The organism is Haemophilus sp. THUN1690, from assembly GCF_059704375.1.
In genome coordinates, this window is sequence record NZ_AP046582.1 from 281,007 (window position 1) to 297,069 (window position 16,063).

The following is a 16,063-nucleotide window of genomic DNA, read 5'->3' on the forward strand; positions in this document are numbered from 1 at the left end:
TGATTATTCCTTGTCTTCGTCAATACGACTCGCAATCGCACTTTGTTGATTTTTATATTTTGCATCTTTGCGGCTACTGTATGGTCGTTTCGCTTCGCCACTTAATATTTCAAAGCTCAATGCACCAATCACCATGTTTGGACGTAATGCTAATGGTAATTTCCCTGAATTATAAAATTCTAACACGATTCTTCCTTCCCAACCTGGATCAATACGGTGTGCCGTGACGTGTACCATTAAGCCTAAACGCGCTAAAGAAGATCGACCATCTAACCAACCGATAATATTGGCGGGTAATTTCACGGATTCAAGTGTAGTTGCTAATGCTAAAGTACCTGGATGTAAGAAAAATGCTTCGCCTTCAGGCACAATAATTTCATCGCTCATCACCGATTCAAGCTGGGCGGACACTTCTTCTTTCGGGCCGCTTAAATCAATGAAAGGCGCCGAGTGCTCACGAAATACGCGGAAAGAATTACCCAAGCGAACATCAATTGTTGCACCGTTGATTTTGTCATTACTTGGACGAGGAGTTAAAGAAATAATGCCATCATCGAGATAGCGTTCAATATCAGTATCGCAAAGACGCATAAGATTTCCTATTTTTGATTCAATAAATGAAGGATTTGAGCTTTTAACATATTGATTGCAATACGGTTTTTACCACCACGAGGAATAACAATATCCGCATATTGTTTAGAAGGCTCAATAAATTGTAAGAACATTGGGCGCACGGTTGCACGATATTGATCAATAACCGATTGTAGGGAACGACCACGTTCTTCCATATCGCGTTGTAAACGACGAATAAAACAAATGTCTAATGGTGTATCCACGAATACGGAGATATCCGCAAGTTGACGAACACGTTCATCAGTAAGCAGTAAAATCCCTTCTAAAATCACAATACGTTTTGGTGTAAATGTTGTGGTTTCACCTGTACGAGTATGATCAACGTAGCTATAAACAGGCACATCAACCGATTTTCCTGATTTTAAATCTTTTAAATGTTGAATGAGCAAATCGCGATCCATTGAGCTTGGATGGTCATAATTTGTTTTTATACGTTCGCTCATTTCTAAATGGCTTTGATCTTTGTAGTAACTGTCTTCGGCAATAATACCAATTTCTTGGCAGCCTAATTCATTACAGAGTTCTTTGTGAACGGTAGAGGCGATAGAACTTTTGCCTGATGCGGATGCGCCAGTGATGGCGATGATGATACAAGAATCTGACATAATTGTGTTTTGATGTAAGGGAAATTTCGGCAATTATAAGTAAAAGTGCGGTGAATTTCACGTTTATTTTTTCACTTGAATTTTAAAAAGTGTGAGCTTCATCACGGTATTATTCGCCTTTTTCACGTAGGATTCGAATCATTCTATCCAATAAGGAGTATTTATTATGAAGTTCAACAAAATTTCTCTTTCTGTTTCTGCCGCACTTTTAGCTGCAGGCTTGGCTATTTCTGGTTCTGCTAACGCTAAAGGTCGTTTAGTTGTGTACTGTAGTGCAACCAATATTTTGTGCGAAACCACCACAAAAGCATTTGGCGAAAAATATGATGTGAAAACATCCTTTATTCGCAATGGTTCAGGCAGTACTTTTGCTAAAGTTGAAGCTGAAAAAAATAACCCTCAAGCGGATGTTTGGTTTGGCGGTACTTTTGACCCTCAAGCTCAAGCTGCAGAATTAGGCTTAATTGAGCCTTATAAATCCAAGCACATTGATGAAATCGTAGAACGTTTCCGTGATCCTGCGAAAACGAAAGGCCACTATGTTTCCTCAATTTATATGGGTATCTTAGGTTTTGGTGTGAATACTGAACGTTTGGCAAAATTGGGCATTAAAGAAGTGCCGAAATGCTGGAAAGACCTAACAGATCCACGCTTAAAAGGCGAAGTTCAAATTGCAGACCCTCAAAGTGCGGGTACAGCTTACACAGCATTGGCAACTTTCGTCCAATTATGGGGTGAAAAAGAGGCGTTTGAATACTTAAAAGCATTGCATCCTAATGTGTCTCAATATACCAAATCGGGTATCACGCCATCACGTAACTCTGCGCGTGGTGAAGCGACAATAGGGGTAGGTTTCTTACATGATTATGCATTAGAAAAACGCAATGGCGCACCGTTAGAATTAGTCGTGCCTTGCGAAGGAACCGGTTATGAGTTAGGTGGCGTGAGTATCTTAAAAGGTGCGCGTAATATTGATAATGCAAAATTATTCGTCGATTGGGCTTTATCAAAAGAAGGTCAAGAATTAGCTTGGAAACAAGGGGATTCTTTACAAATCTTAACTAACACGACCGCAGAGCAATCACCAACCGCGTTTGACCCAAATAAACTTAAATTAATCAATTATGACTTTGAAAAATACGGTGCAACAGAACAACGTAAAGCCTTAATTGAAAAATGGGTACAAGAAGTTAAATTAGCGAAATAGCGCTGAATAAGTGCGGTAAAAAATACTGAAGTTTTTGACCGCACTTTTTCGTATTTTTAATGTGATTTCGTTTTCCCTCTAAGATATTGCAAAACCTTCATTCATAAGGGAGTTATAATCAGATGAAACTATCAAAAATCGCAGTAACCTTGTCTGGTGTGATGCTAAGTGGATTAGTGTTAAGTAATCCATCTTTTGCAAAAGGACGTCTAGTCATTTATTGCAGTGCACAAAATACGATGTGTGAGCAAGAAGCGATGGCGTTTGAGAAAAAATTTGATGTTAAAACAAGTTTTATTCGTGGTGGTACGGGAACCATTTTAGCAAAAATTGATGCTGAAAAAGATAATCCACAAGGCGATGTTTGGTATGGTGGAACGATGGATCCTCATTCTCAAGCGGGGGAAATGGGGTTATTAGAACCTTATAAATCATCCAATCTTCCTCAGATCGTAGAAAAATTCCGTGATCCAGCCAAAATGAAAGGGAATTATTCTTCGGCGATTTATTTAGGCGTGTTAGGTTTTGGGGTAAATCCAGAACGGTTGAAAAAATTGAATTTACCTATTCCAAAATGCTGGAAGGATTTAGCTAATCCAATTTACAAAAATGAAATTCAAGCCGCAGATCCACAAAGTTCTGGTACGGGTTACACTCAGCTAGCCACTTATATGCAACTTTGGGGAGAAGACGAGGCGTTTAAATTCTTAAAAGAGTTGAATAAAAACGTATCGCAATATACCAAATCTGGTAATACGGCAACACGTAATACAGCGCGTGGAGAAACGGCAATTGGCATTGGTTTCTTACATGAATATTCTTTAGAAAAAGCGAAAGGCGCGCCAGTAGAATTAGTTGTACCTTGTGAAGGTACTGGCTATGAAATTGGCGGTGTGAGTGTCATTAAAGGCGCTCGAAATTTAGCTAATGCGAAACTTTTTGTTGATTGGGCGTTATCCAAAGAGGCGCAAGAATTAACTTGGCAAAAAGGTGAGGCGTATTCCATTTTAACGAACACCACCGCACAACAATCGCCTTATGCGTTAGATTTTAAATCTATTAATTTAATTAACTATGATTTTGATAAATACGGTGCGACTGATTTACGTAAACGCTTAATCACAAAATGGGTTGATGAAGTAAAATTAGCCAAATAATGATGTCACTAACGAAGTGATATGTCGCATATCGCTTCGTTTTTTTACCTTATGCGAGGTTGTATGAACGCAAAAAAACTTTCCATAATGCATTCTGCTTATTTTTGGATTATTTTATCCTTATTGGCGTTTGCGCTCCTACCTTCCAATGCACTTGATTACGGTTTGTTTGAAAGTACTTCAGATGAATATTTAGATGCAATGGGATGGTCTTCTTTCAATTTAACTTGGGCTTGGTTCCTGCCTGTTATTGTGTATGGTGCTTTGCCGTTATTTAGATTGCCACAGCAAACCCAAGCAAAAACAGAGCTATTTTTGACCGCACTTTCTGTACTGTTTATGTTTATCAGTGCGACGGTGTACAAAATCAGCATGGGCTATTCTGTAATTGTGTTACTTGTGGGCTATACCGCATTAGCAACACTTTCATTGGCAAAACTAAAAGTGATGCAAGGTGATAAATTTATCATCGCTTCTTTACTTTGTATTATTTTGCTTATTTTCTTTTTTATCGTTTGTCCAACATTGGCGATTTTCGTTTCAATGTTTTATGACGGAGACACGTTTGCGCCACAACAAGTGATGCGTATTTTAACGCAGAGCTATATTGTTCGCGTAATTACCAATTCTCTTTTCTTATCGGGCTTTGTGGGCGTAGTGTCTACTGTATTTGGTTTAGCCTTTGCGCTTTATACCACGCGTATCGCTCGTAGAACAGCATTTATCGGAAAAATTTTCTCTATTTTGCCAATTGTTACGCCACCATTTGTTGTGGGATTAGGGGTAACTTTGATGCTTGGCCGTTCTGGTTATGTAACCGAATTTTTAAGTACGAATTTTGGTTTCACCAATCATAACTGGCTGTATGGTTTTAATGGGATTGCGATTGCTCAAATTCTCGCATTTGCTCCGATTTCTTTTATGATTTTAGATGGCGCATTAAAATCGGTACATCCTTCTATTGAAGAAGCCTCTTATACGTTACGAGCCAATCGCTATCAAACTTTTTATAATATTATTTTTCCATTGTTACGCCCCGCATTGGCGAACTCATTTTTAATTGTATTTATCCAATCGCTTGCAGATTTTAGTAACCCATTGGTATTGGGTGGTAGCTTTGATGTGATTGCAACACAGATCTATTTCTATATTGCTGGTTCACAATTAGATTACGCATCAGCAAGTACCTTAGGTTCAATATTATTAATTTTCTCTCTAGCGATTTTTATCATTCAATACATTTGGATTGGTAACCGCTCTTATGTCACCGTTTCAGGTAAATCTTATCGTGGTGATGTGCAAGATCTTCCAACTGGTTTGAAATATACCATCATCGGCATGCTTGGATTCTGGGTAATCTTTAATATGGCGCTTTACGGAAGTATTTTCTACGGAAGCTTCACTGTAAACTGGGGCGTAGATTACACTTTAACCTTGAAAAACTATGCCATGTTATTCGGCCAAGGATTGAGCGATGGAGCGTGGCCGTCACTAATCAATACCTTAATCTATGCAGGTATTGCCGCACCATTGACCGCATTCTTTGGATTATTGATTGCGTACATTGTGGTGCGTAAAGATTTCCAAGGTAAAAAATCCCTTGAGTTCTTAACCATGCTTTGCTTTGCCGTGCCAGGTACCGTGGCGGGGGTGTCTTACATTTTAGCCTTCAACAATGCGCCGCTTTATATTACGGGAACTGGCATTATCGTGATTATTTCAATGGTTATGCGTGATTTACCAATTGGTATGCGAGCAGCGATTGCTGGTTTAGGTCAGCTTGATAAATCTCTTGATGAAGCATCGCTTTCTTTAAAAGGAAGTTCGTGGAAAACCTTATGGTATATCGTGTTGCCATTATTAAAACCAGCATTGCTTTCAGCGCTTGTTACCAGCTTCGTTCGTGCAATGACGACGGTGAGCGCAATTATATTCTTAGTGACAGCAGATACTCGGGTTGCAACAGCTTATATCCTAAATCGCGTTGAAGATGGTGAATACGGTGTCGCTATTGCATACGGCTCAATCTTAATTGTTGTCATGATGGCAATTATTTTATTCTTCGACTGGATTGTAGGTGATACACGTATCTCTCGTTCTAAAGCGAAAAAAATGAATTAACTCGTTAAGTTGTAGGTAAAAATTATGAGTAATAATGATTTCTTAGTATTAAAAAATATTACCAAAGCATTTGGTAAAGCGGTCGTCATTGATAATTTAGATTTAACGATCAAACGGGGCACGATGGTGACATTGTTAGGGCCATCAGGTTGTGGCAAAACAACTGTATTGCGTTTGGTTGCCGGATTAGAAAATCCAACATCAGGCCAAATTTTTATTGATGGTGAAGATGTAACAAAATCTTCTATTCAAAATCGAGATATTTGTATTGTCTTCCAATCTTATGCGCTTTTCCCGCATATGAGCATTGGCGATAACGTGGGCTACGGCTTAAAAATGCAAGGCATTGGCAAAGAAGAACGTGCTCAGCGTGTAAAAGAGGCTTTAGAATTGGTGGATTTAGCAGGGTTCGAAGACCGCTTTGTAGATCAAATTTCTGGCGGTCAACAACAACGTGTTGCATTGGCTCGTGCTTTGGTATTGAAACCAAAAGTCCTATTGTTTGATGAACCATTAAGTAATTTGGATGCAAACTTACGTCGTTCAATGCGTGAAAAAATCCGTGAATTGCAACAACGTTTAGGCATTACTTCGCTTTATGTGACACACGATCAAACAGAGGCCTTTGCGGTATCTGATGAAGTTATCGTTATGCATAAAGGTAAAATTATGCAAAAAGCGCCAGCGAAAGAGCTTTATCTCCGACCAAATTCTTTGTTCTTAGCAAACTTTATGGGTGAATCTAGTATTTTCGATGGAAAATTAGAAAATAGCGTGGTGGATATTAATGGCTATTATGTACCTTTAAAAGACGCTGCACAGTTTAATTTACCCGATGGTGAATGCTTAGTTGGTATTCGCCCAGAAGCAATTTATCTTGCTGCAGAGGGCAACGATGCTCAACGTTGTGAGATTAAAAGTGCGGTCTATATGGGCAACCATTGGGAAGTGGTCGCAAATTGGTCAGGAAAAGATTTATTGGTGAATTGTAAGCCAGAAGATTTTAATGCCGATTTAAAACAAGCTTATGTCAATTTATCTGATCACGGTATTTTCTTATTGAAGAAAGAGTAGTTCAGACATAAAAAAAGTGCGGTGAAATTTCACCGCGCTTTTGTGATTATAATTAAGGGGAAGGATTTTCCCCTTTTTTATTTCTGTTATTAAATAGCCCAACCGCCTGCATAGAATGCAACGAGTACGATTGCAATAATCACAGTCCCTACATTTAAGCGTTTAATATCGCCACTCACGATTCTTCCAATCACTAATGCCGCAAAACCTAACATAATGCCTGTTACGATGTTAGCGGTAAGTACGATAAATACTGCGCAGATTAATCCGCTCATCGCGCCAACGAAATCATCGAAATCTAATTTGCTTACATTGCTTAACATTAATAAACCAACGTACATTAATGCTGGGGCAGTTGCGTATCCTGGCACTAAGAACGCTAATGGTTGGAAGAAAAGCATTAATAGGAATAACACACCAACAACGATAGCAGTAATACCTGTTTTACCGCCAGCTGCTGTCCCTGCTGCTGACTCAATATAAACGGCAGCTGGTGCTGTACCGAATAAACCTGAGAATAAGCTACTGATTGAGTCGGAAGTTAGGGCTTTACCGCCATTGATAATTTGACCATCCTTATCAAGTAAGTCGGCTTGACCTGCAACTGCGCGAATTGTACCAGTCGCATCAAATACGGCAGTCATCACCAAAGCAAATACGACAGGTAAGATTGCTGGTTGTAGTGCGCCCATAAAGTCTAATTGTAAGAAAAGAGAATTTTCACCAAAGGTTGGCATTGTGAAAATCTCTCCGCCAAATTTTACATTTGGATCAAAAATTAAACCTACGATAGTAATAGCAATGATTACCCATAAAATACCGCCTTTAATTTTCATTTTTTCAAGGCCGATAATGAGTGCTAAACCAATTAAGGACATCATGACTGGGAATGAGGTGAAATCGCCTAATTTTACTGGTAAGCCCGCTTGGTTGCTGACGACTAAACCAACGCCGTTTGCGGCAATTAAAAGTAAAAAGAGTCCGATACCAATGCCTGCCCCGTGAGCGATACTGGATGGTAAATTACGTAAAATCCATGCACGGATACCTGTGGCAGAAATTAAGGTAAACACAACCCCCATTAAGAATACTGCGCCTAGCGCAACGGGAATGGCGACCTTTTGACCAATCACTAAGCTAAATGCTGTAAAAGCAGTAAGAGAAATTGCACAACCAATTGCCATTGGTGCATTTGCCCATAAGCCGATTAAGATAGAGCCTAACCCTGCAACTAAACAGGTGGCAATAAAGACAGATTCCGCAGGAAAACCTGCAGCACCTAGCATATTAGGTACCACGATTACAGAATAAACCATTGCTAAGAACGTGGTTAAACCTGCGATAATTTCTTGACGAACAGTTGAACCACGTTGCTTGAGCTCAAATGTTTTTTCTAAAGTTGGCATAGTGTTCCTTAAAGTTGAGTGAAAAATTGAAGTGAATAAGGTGCGCTATTTTACATCATAAAAATGATAAGTAAACGTTTGCGTGAGTTTTGTTTAGGATAAAGTGCGGTCAAAATTATGAATAGTTATGAAATAATCTATTTGCTGATTTTCTCTACAAATGAGACTGCGAGTCAGCAGAAAAACTGCTATACTTGTCGCGTTTTTTAACTTGATAAAATGAAGGAAACAAAATGGCTGATTTTAATCAAATTTTAACGCCAGGCGATGTAGATGCTGGCATTATCAATGTAGTAAATGAAATTCCAGAAGGTAGCTGCCATAAAATCGAATGGAACCGTAAAGTTGCGGCATTCCAATTAGATCGTGTTGAGCCAGCAATTTTTGCAAAACCAACTAACTATGGCTTCATTCCACAAACTTTAGATGAAGATGGCGATGAGTTAGATGTGTTATTAATCACTCGCCAACCATTAGCAACAGGTGTATTCCTTGAAGCTAAAGTAATTGGTGTCATGAAATTTGTTGATGATGGCGAAGTGGATGACAAAATCGTTTGTGTTCCTGCAGATGATCGTGATACAGGCAATGCGTACAATTCATTAGCAGATTTACCAGCAAACTTAATTAAACAAATTGAGTTCCATTTCAATAACTATAAAGCGCTTAAGAAACCTGGCTCAACGAAAGTAACGCATTGGGGCGATGTAGAAGAAGCGAAAGAAGTGATTCGTGAGTCTATTAAACGTTGGAATGAGCGTTAATTAATAAACACATTTGATTGTAAAAGTCCCTGATTCTTTGAGTCGGGGATTTTTTATAGTAAATTTCAGGAATTTAGATAACAAAAAAACACCTTTCGGTGCTTACTTTATTTTAAAGTGGTGGGTCGTGAAGGATTCGAACCTTCGACCAACGGATTAAAAGTCCGCTGCTCTACCGACTGAGCTAACGACCCACTGGAATCATTTTGAAATGGTGCCCGAAGCCAGACTTGAACTGGCACGCCTCGAAAGGCGAGGGATTTTAAATCCCTTGTGTCTACCGATTCCACCACTCGGGCAAATTGGAGCGGGAAACGAGGCTCGAACTCGCGACCCCGACCTTGGCAAGGTCGTGCTCTACCAACTGAGCTATTCCCGCATTTATCACCAATCAGCATTGCTGCGTGACAACGGGGCGTATTTTACGGTTTTATAGTCTTGTGTCAAATGAAAAAATAAAAAAAAACTTTATTTGATTAAAAATAAGACAAAATAATAAAAGTACGGTAGAAAATACCGCACTTTATCCAGAATTAGAGTTTTAGGTCATCTAGTAGGCTACCTTTTGCTGCTTGTAAATATTGGATCATTGACCATACTGTTAAAATGGCTGCGATGTAAAGCAAGATTATAGCGGCAATTTCCATATAGTTATTGTAACGCCATAATAATCCGCCTAGGGCTAACATTTGGGCTGTTGTTTTCCATTTTCCCCACCAAGAGACAGCGACTTTACTACGCTCTCCGAGTTCTGCCATCCATTCACGTAATGCAGAAATTATAATTTCGCGAGAAATCATAATAATGGCAGGAATCGTAATCCAAAGAGAGTGTTGATATTCAACGATGAGAACCAAGGCTGCGACAACCATTACTTTATCCGCAACAGGATCCAAAAAAGCGCCAAATCTTGTAGTTTGTTTCCATTTACGAGCCAAATAACCATCAAGCCAATCAGTAACACCAGCAATAAAGAATATGAATGTAGTAATAAAAGGGGAGGATTCGATAGGTAAATAAAATGCAATCACGAAAAACGGAATCAGGATTACACGAAACATCGTTAGGAAAATAGGAATATTAAATTTCATAGAAATGAACCGCTCTTGGTGTTAGAGATACACCTATTCTAAAGTATCTAAGAATATAAAAAAAGCCACATTATGTGGCTTTCTTGTAAATAATTACGGATTAAAGTTTATCAGCGTTTTGTTTTAAGTATTTTGCAACGCCTTCAGGGTTATCTTTCATCCCTTCTTTACCTTTTTCCCATTGAGCAGGGCAAACTTCACCGTGATCTTCATGGAATTGTAATGCATCAACCATACGTAACATTTCATCGATGTTACGACCTAATGGAAGATCATTTACTACTTGGTGACGAACGACGCCATTTTTGTCGATTAAGAATGAAGCGCGTAATGCAACGCCTGCTTCTGGATGTTCAATACCGTATGCTTGAGCAATTTCGTGTTTTACGTCTGCTGCTAATGCATATTTAACTTGGCCAATACCACCATTTTCAGTTGGGGTGTTACGCCATGCATTGTGAGTGAATTGAGAGTCGATAGAAACACCAACTACTTCTACGCCACGTTTTTTGAATTCTTCATAACGGTGGTCAAATGCGATTAACTCAGAAGGGCAAACAAAGGTAAAGTCTAATGGGTAGAAAAAGATTACTGCAGCTTTTCCAGCAATGTGTTTTTTAAAGTTGAAGTTATCAACGATTTCGCCATTGCCTAATACAGCAGATGAAGTAAAATCTGGTGCTTGACGGGTTACTAATACCATAGTCATAATTCCTATATAAAGTTAAGTTAAAGTTTTGCCACACAAAATAGCGGCTCGGTTCTATTTGAAACGCCGACATTTTATACTCGATTTTATCTATTAAAGCAATTAATCTTATCTAAAATAAGGTGGAAATATGCAACAACACAATCTCTCAACAACATTTGTCCATGCAGGGCGTAAAAAACGCTTTTCACAAGGATCGGTAAACCCCGTTTTACAGCGAGCTTCTTCATTAGTATTTGACTGTATTGAAGATAAAAAACACGCTACTCAACATAGAGCAAAAGGCGAATTATTTTATGGCAGAAGAGGTACACTAACACATTTTGCTTTACAAGATTTAATGTGTGAAATGGAGGGAGGGGCAGGCTGTTATCTTTATCCTTGTGGTGCAGCAGCAGTAACTAATTCGATTCTTTCTTTTGTTAAAACTGGCGATCATGTATTAATGAGCGGGGCAGCTTACGAGCCAACCCAAGATTTCTGTAATATTGTGCTAAAAAAAATGCAGATCGATACAACTTATTACGATCCACTTATTGGTGCTGATATTGCAACGCTTATTCAATCGAATACAAAAGTGCTTTTCTTGGAAGCACCGAGTTCTATCACAATGGAAATTCCCGATATTCCGACTATTGTGAAGGCTGCAAGAAAGGTGAACCCTAATATTGTGATTATGATTGATAATACTTGGTCTGCAGGTGTTCTATTTAAAGCGTTAGAGCATGATATTGATATTTCTATTCAAGCGGGGACGAAATATTTAGTGGGGCATTCTGATATCATGATTGGTACTGCCGTTGCGAATGTGCAAACTTGGGATCAACTTAGAGAACATTCCTATTTAATGGGACAAATGGTGGATGCGGATTCTGCTTATACGACCGCTCGTGGTATTCGTACATTGGGTGTACGATTAAAACAACATCAGGAAAGCAGTATTAAAGTAGCAAAATGGTTGAGTGAGCAACCAGAGGTAAAAACTGTGTACCATCCAGCTTTACCAAGTTGCCCTGGCCATGAATTCTTTTTACGAGACTTTAGTGGTAGCAGCGGTTTATTTTCTTTTGAATTAAATAAGCGATTGACATCAGAACAAGTCTCAAATTTCATGGATCATTTTCAACTTTTCACTATGGCTTATTCATGGGGAGGATTTGAGTCTCTAATTCTTTGTAATCAACCAGAAGAAATTGCACATATTCGTCCAAATATTAAACGTAACCTTACAGGTTCATTAATTCGTGTGCATATCGGCTTTGAAGATGTAGATGAATTGATTGCAGATTTAAAAGCTGGATTTGAGCGAATTGCTTAAAAGTGCGGATAAAAAAATGCCTGTTTTATACAGGCATTTTTTATAGGATTATTTTTGCTCTGACACTAAGCCAACTTTTGAACCGTCAGCAAAATGTACTGAAGTCCCGATAATATCTACTTGGATATTTTTTCCTTACTGTAAGTGTGGACGAATTTGCGAAAGCACAGCTTCTTCAGTTGTTGATAATGTTACTGTTTCGCTAGCTTTTGGTGCAATTGTTTTTCCAAATTGTAATGCTGGAAGATTTGTTACATAGAATGGTTGGTTATTTTCTTTATAAACAGTTAACCATTGCGCTTCTAAAATAGCTTTATCACTTAAGTTTGTGATTTCATAAGTGATAGAAAACGATTTTAAATCATCTGTTACAGAAACATTTGTTACTTTTACATTCGCAACTTTTAGGAATTCTGCATTTGCTTGAGTGACTAAATCATCCGTTTTTACTTGAGGTTGTTGTACTGCTTGTTGAACCGATTGAGTAGTTTCTGTTAGCTGCTGGTTTTTCTGCTACTTTTTCTTCTTTATCGTTACAAGCGGTTAATGCAATTGAACCGGCGATGATACTTGCAAAGAGAAAAGATTTATTAAATTTCATTGTAAATTCCTTCATTATATTTTGTTAGCTGAGTTGTACTTATTTTTTAAGGGTTCAATTATAGTCCATGTAACCTCTTACTGCTGTCTTTTATTTTGAAAGTTCTAGAAGTTGTTTTATTATACTTTTCATTTTCCTTGACTAAGTAGAGAAGTATAATGAAACATATTCATATCTTAGGTATTTGTGGCACCTTTATGGGCGGTGTGGCGATGATTGCTAAACAAATGGGCTATCACGTGACGGGTTCTGATACTAATGTTTACCCTCCAATGAGCACTTTTTTAGAAGAGCAAGGCATCCAGATTATTCCAAATTATGATGTTGCACAATTACAACCTGCGCCTGACATGGTAATCATTGGTAATGCGATGAAACGCGGTAATCCTTGCGTCGAATATGTGTTGGAAAATAATTTGAAATACACATCTGGTCCTCAATGGCTACATGATCATTTATTACGCGATCGTTGGGTATTGGCAGTTTCTGGTACGCATGGAAAGACAACTACAACAGGCATGCTAACGTGGATTTTAGAACAAAATGGCTTAAAACCAGGCTTTTTAATCGGTGGAATTGCAGGTAATTTTGGCATTTCAGCTCGTTTAGGAGACAGTCCTTATTTTGTTATTGAGGCTGATGAATATGATACAGCTTTCTTTGATAAACGTTCGAAATTTGTCCATTACAATCCTCGTACACTTATCGTAAATAACATTAGTTTTGACCATGCAGATATTTTTGATGATCTCAAAGCGATCCAACGCCAATTTCATCATATGATTCGAACTATTCCGGCAAGTGGCTTGGTATTAAGTTCGGCGAGTGAACAAAGTGCAAAAGAAACTTTGGCATTGGGATGTTGGTCACAACAACAATTTTTAGGCAAAGATAATGAGTGGTTTGCTGAACGTATTACAAATGATGCCTCACATTTTTCGGTCTTCCATCATGGTGAAAAAGTGGCAGAAGTAAAATGGAATGTAGTGGGACAACATAATATGCATAATGCTTTAATGGCAATAGCGGCTGCTCATCATGCGGGTGTGTCTATTGAAGATGCATGTAAAGCATTAGGATCTTTTGTAAATGCTAAACGTCGTTTAGAAGTGAAAGGTGAAGTTAATGGTATCACTGTTTATGATGATTTTGCTCATCATCCAGAGGCTATTCTTGCTACGCTAACGGCTTTACGAGATAAAGTAGGTGGTGGCGTGCGAATTCTTGCAGTGCTTGAACCTCGTTCTAACACAATGAAAATGGGTGTTCATAAAGATGAAATTGCGCCTGCACTTGGCCGAGCTGATGAAGTGTTTATGCTTCAACCAGAACAGCTTCCTTGGGAAGTGGCAGATATTGCAAACCAATGTGTACAACCTGCCTATTGGAATGCAAATTTAGATCGATTAGTCGATATGATTGTCGCTGAGGCCCAACCTACAGATCATATTTTGGTGATGTCTAACGGCAGTTTTGGTGGCATTCATCAAAAAATTCTTGATAAGCTTAAACAGAAATAATCAAAGTGCGGTTAATTTAGAAAATGTTTTTAAGTTGACCGCACTTTTTATTGAGTTAACGTAACATTTATTTTTAATTTGTAATTTATAAAAGGAATCTTTGTAGAATGGCTGATCCACATATTAAATCACCGATGGATTTTTTAGATAATCTGACCGTCATTATTTATCGCTCTGGCTTTGTGATAGCGGCCTTGGCTATTCTTGCTATGACTTGGTATCCAGATTTATCGCTTACATTTATATTAATTGCGGCAACTTGCTGTGCCTCTTCATTACACATTTATCTCAAATCCTTCCGATTGCTTTTTCAATTTGCTACTTGGATAGGATTACTTTTTTATATTAATCATTATCCCGCTTTGGCTCTTGGCGGTGCGTTACTTACTTTAGGTGGTTTGTGTTTTAAAGAATATTTTTGTTTCCGCGTACCTCTGCTAAATTTACAGCCGATATTTGTGGCTTGCTTGTGGGTTTCGTGGGTGTTAAATAATCTTATTGCGCTACGAATTTTTTCTATTATTTCTGGCGTATTACTTTTAGTTTTAGCGATACAAAAATGGCGAATGCCTTTGCATTTTGACATTGGAGATAAAACTAAATATCAAATTTAGAAAAGAAAATGACCGCACTTTTATGTGCGGTCATTGTTTTTAGAAAGGTTTATTTAGCTAAACATTCCATGTAACTATCTGCGGTAGATTGCAAGAATGTTGCATAAGAATTTTTGCCTAAATTGACTTTATCGCCAATTGGGTCGAGTTGTCCTACATTGACTTTAGTATTTTGAGCTAAAGATTCAATCACTTTTGGCGTAAATTGTGGTTCTGCGAATAAGCAATTTACTTTATGTTCTGCGATTTCTTCTTTAATGTGCGCTAAAGTTTTTGCCCCCGGTGCAACTAATGGATTGATGGTGAAGTAACCGGTTTGTTTTAAACCATAAGCATCGTTGAAATAACCATAAGCATCGTGGAAAACGTAGAAACCTTTATCTTTAACATTCGCAAGTTGTGCCGTAATTTTTTCACCTTGTTCTGCCAAAGTGCGGTTAAAATCTGAAAGATTTTGTGCAATTAAATCTTTTTTATCTGGGAATTGTGCAGTTAATTTATCCGCTACTTTTTGTGCAACAATTTTGCTGATCGCTGGAGAATACCAAACGTGCCAATTTGTTGTTAAACCTTCGTCATGATCATGGTGATCGTGATCATGGTCGTGGTGTTCATGCTTGTGCTTATGATCATGGTCGTGTTCATGTTCGTGATCGTGTTTATGTTCGTGTTTGTGCTCATGTTCATGTTTATGATCGTGATCGCCATCTTCATGGAAATGCTCGTGGTGAGCTTGACTTAATAAAGGTTCTACATCAGCAAGATCTGCAATGGTAATCACTTTTTTACGTTCAATTTGGCTAATTGGTTTGTCTAAAAATGAATCAACATCCTCACCAATCCATACAACTAAATCTGCAGATTTTACTTTTTGAATATCAGATAATTTCAAATTGTAGTCATGCGGAGAGGCGCCTGCAGGAACAAGGACTTGTGTGCCAGTTACGCCATCTGCAATAGATGAAACAATAAAACCTAAAGGTTTTACTGATGCCAATACATCGGCATTCGCCATCATTGGCGCACTTAAAAGTGCGGCAGAAACGGCGCTAATTTTTAAAAGTTTTTTCATATTTCTGTTTCCTTACTTGTTAGTAATAATTCTCAAAGGGAAAAAGACTACGCCTTTTTATATAAATTGCAACGATTTTATAGAGAACCTGAGGGAAAATTTTTCATTTTCAAAGTAAATAGGTTTCATTCGATAAAAAATGCACATTTATGGTCAATGTGCATTTTCAAG

At 38.2% G+C, this 16,063-nt stretch carries 15 protein-coding genes and 3 tRNA genes; 8 read left to right on the forward strand and 10 right to left on the reverse strand.

Annotation, left to right across the window (positions count from 1 at the left end):
* Window positions 1-3 precede the first annotated feature (3 nt).
* On the reverse strand, window positions 4-591 hold the full coding sequence (gene dcd / locus AC6H22_RS01350) for a dCTP deaminase (protein ID WP_497515219.1): 588 nt from the start codon (window positions 589-591) through the stop codon (window positions 4-6).
* A gap of 8 nt (window positions 592-599) precedes the next feature.
* Window positions 600-1,238 (reverse strand): uridine kinase, encoded by a 639-nt coding sequence (udk, locus tag AC6H22_RS01355; protein WP_005627960.1) that lies wholly within the window; start codon window positions 1,236-1,238, stop codon window positions 600-602.
* Window positions 1,239-1,404: 166 nt separating this feature from the next.
* On the opposite strand from udk, the gene AC6H22_RS01360 reads away from it, so the two are divergent.
* The 4 genes from AC6H22_RS01360 to fbpC all read left to right on the forward strand — a co-directional run bounded on the left by AC6H22_RS01360 (window position 1,405) and on the right by fbpC (window position 6,797).
* Entirely contained in the window at window positions 1,405-2,445 is a 1,041-nt protein-coding gene (locus tag AC6H22_RS01360; protein WP_005630149.1) for an ABC transporter substrate-binding protein, read from the forward strand.
* 122 nt (window positions 2,446-2,567) lie between these two features.
* Entirely contained in the window at window positions 2,568-3,602 is a 1,035-nt protein-coding gene (locus AC6H22_RS01365; protein WP_497515222.1) for an ABC transporter substrate-binding protein, read from the forward strand.
* Between the two features lie 63 nt (window positions 3,603-3,665).
* On the forward strand, window positions 3,666-5,723 hold the full coding sequence (locus tag AC6H22_RS01370) for an ABC transporter permease (protein WP_192885351.1): 2,058 nt from the start codon (window positions 3,666-3,668) through the stop codon (window positions 5,721-5,723).
* Between the two features lie 24 nt (window positions 5,724-5,747).
* Window positions 5,748-6,797: a ferric ABC transporter ATP-binding protein gene (gene fbpC / locus AC6H22_RS01375; RefSeq protein ID WP_118817474.1), complete on the forward strand. Its 1,050-nt coding sequence runs from the start codon at window positions 5,748-5,750 to the stop codon at window positions 6,795-6,797.
* Window positions 6,798-6,886: 89 nt separating this feature from the next.
* Here the strand turns inward: fbpC and AC6H22_RS01380 are convergent, their stop codons facing one another.
* On the reverse strand, window positions 6,887-8,203 hold the full coding sequence (locus AC6H22_RS01380; RefSeq protein WP_118817475.1) for an NCS2 family permease: 1,317 nt from the start codon (window positions 8,201-8,203) through the stop codon (window positions 6,887-6,889).
* A gap of 233 nt (window positions 8,204-8,436) precedes the next feature.
* On the opposite strand from AC6H22_RS01380, the gene AC6H22_RS01385 reads away from it, so the two are divergent.
* Complete coding sequence (locus AC6H22_RS01385) at window positions 8,437-8,967, forward strand: inorganic diphosphatase (RefSeq protein ID WP_005630160.1); 531 nt, start codon at window positions 8,437-8,439, stop codon at window positions 8,965-8,967.
* A 118-nt stretch (window positions 8,968-9,085) separates the two neighbouring features.
* Here AC6H22_RS01385 and AC6H22_RS01390 read toward each other — a convergent pair.
* The 5 genes from AC6H22_RS01390 to AC6H22_RS01410 form a co-directional block, all read right to left on the reverse strand.
* Window positions 9,086-9,161 (reverse strand) — tRNA-Lys (locus AC6H22_RS01390).
* Window positions 9,162-9,179: 18 nt separating this feature from the next.
* A tRNA-Leu gene (locus tag AC6H22_RS01395) sits at window positions 9,180-9,266 on the reverse strand.
* A gap of 4 nt (window positions 9,267-9,270) precedes the next feature.
* Window positions 9,271-9,346: transfer RNA gene (locus AC6H22_RS01400), tRNA-Gly, on the reverse strand.
* Window positions 9,347-9,500: 154 nt separating this feature from the next.
* A complete protein-coding gene (gene pgsA, locus AC6H22_RS01405) occupies window positions 9,501-10,058 on the reverse strand; it encodes a CDP-diacylglycerol--glycerol-3-phosphate 3-phosphatidyltransferase (RefSeq protein WP_005625600.1) in 558 nt (185 codons plus the stop codon).
* 100 nt (window positions 10,059-10,158) lie between these two features.
* Window positions 10,159-10,761, reverse strand: a complete 603-nt coding sequence (locus AC6H22_RS01410) for a peroxiredoxin C (RefSeq protein ID WP_005625599.1) — start codon at window positions 10,759-10,761, stop codon at window positions 10,159-10,161.
* Window positions 10,762-10,897: 136 nt separating this feature from the next.
* On the opposite strand from AC6H22_RS01410, the gene metC reads away from it, so the two are divergent.
* Window positions 10,898-12,085, forward strand: a complete 1,188-nt coding sequence (metC, locus tag AC6H22_RS01415; RefSeq protein ID WP_005625598.1) for a cystathionine beta-lyase — start codon at window positions 10,898-10,900, stop codon at window positions 12,083-12,085.
* A 436-nt stretch (window positions 12,086-12,521) separates the two neighbouring features.
* On the opposite strand, the gene AC6H22_RS01420 is transcribed toward metC, so the two are convergent.
* The gene (locus AC6H22_RS01420) at window positions 12,522-12,686 is read right to left on the reverse strand and encodes a hypothetical protein (protein WP_155397202.1); all 165 of its coding nucleotides are present in this window, start codon (window positions 12,684-12,686) and stop codon (window positions 12,522-12,524) included.
* A 158-nt stretch (window positions 12,687-12,844) separates the two neighbouring features.
* Here AC6H22_RS01420 and mpl point away from each other — a divergent pair, with 158 nt between their 5' ends.
* Both mpl and AC6H22_RS01430 read left to right on the forward strand, forming a co-directional pair.
* The gene (mpl, locus tag AC6H22_RS01425; RefSeq protein WP_005625944.1) at window positions 12,845-14,206 is read left to right on the forward strand and encodes a UDP-N-acetylmuramate:L-alanyl-gamma-D-glutamyl-meso-diaminopimelate ligase; all 1,362 of its coding nucleotides are present in this window, start codon (window positions 12,845-12,847) and stop codon (window positions 14,204-14,206) included.
* A 107-nt stretch (window positions 14,207-14,313) separates the two neighbouring features.
* Entirely contained in the window at window positions 14,314-14,820 is a 507-nt protein-coding gene (locus AC6H22_RS01430; RefSeq protein WP_005625942.1) for a DUF2301 domain-containing membrane protein, read from the forward strand.
* Between the two features lie 49 nt (window positions 14,821-14,869).
* Here the strand turns inward: AC6H22_RS01430 and znuA are convergent, their stop codons facing one another.
* Entirely contained in the window at window positions 14,870-15,892 is a 1,023-nt protein-coding gene (gene znuA, locus AC6H22_RS01435; RefSeq protein ID WP_046952624.1) for a zinc ABC transporter substrate-binding protein ZnuA, read from the reverse strand.
* Window positions 15,893-16,063 lie beyond the last annotated feature (171 nt).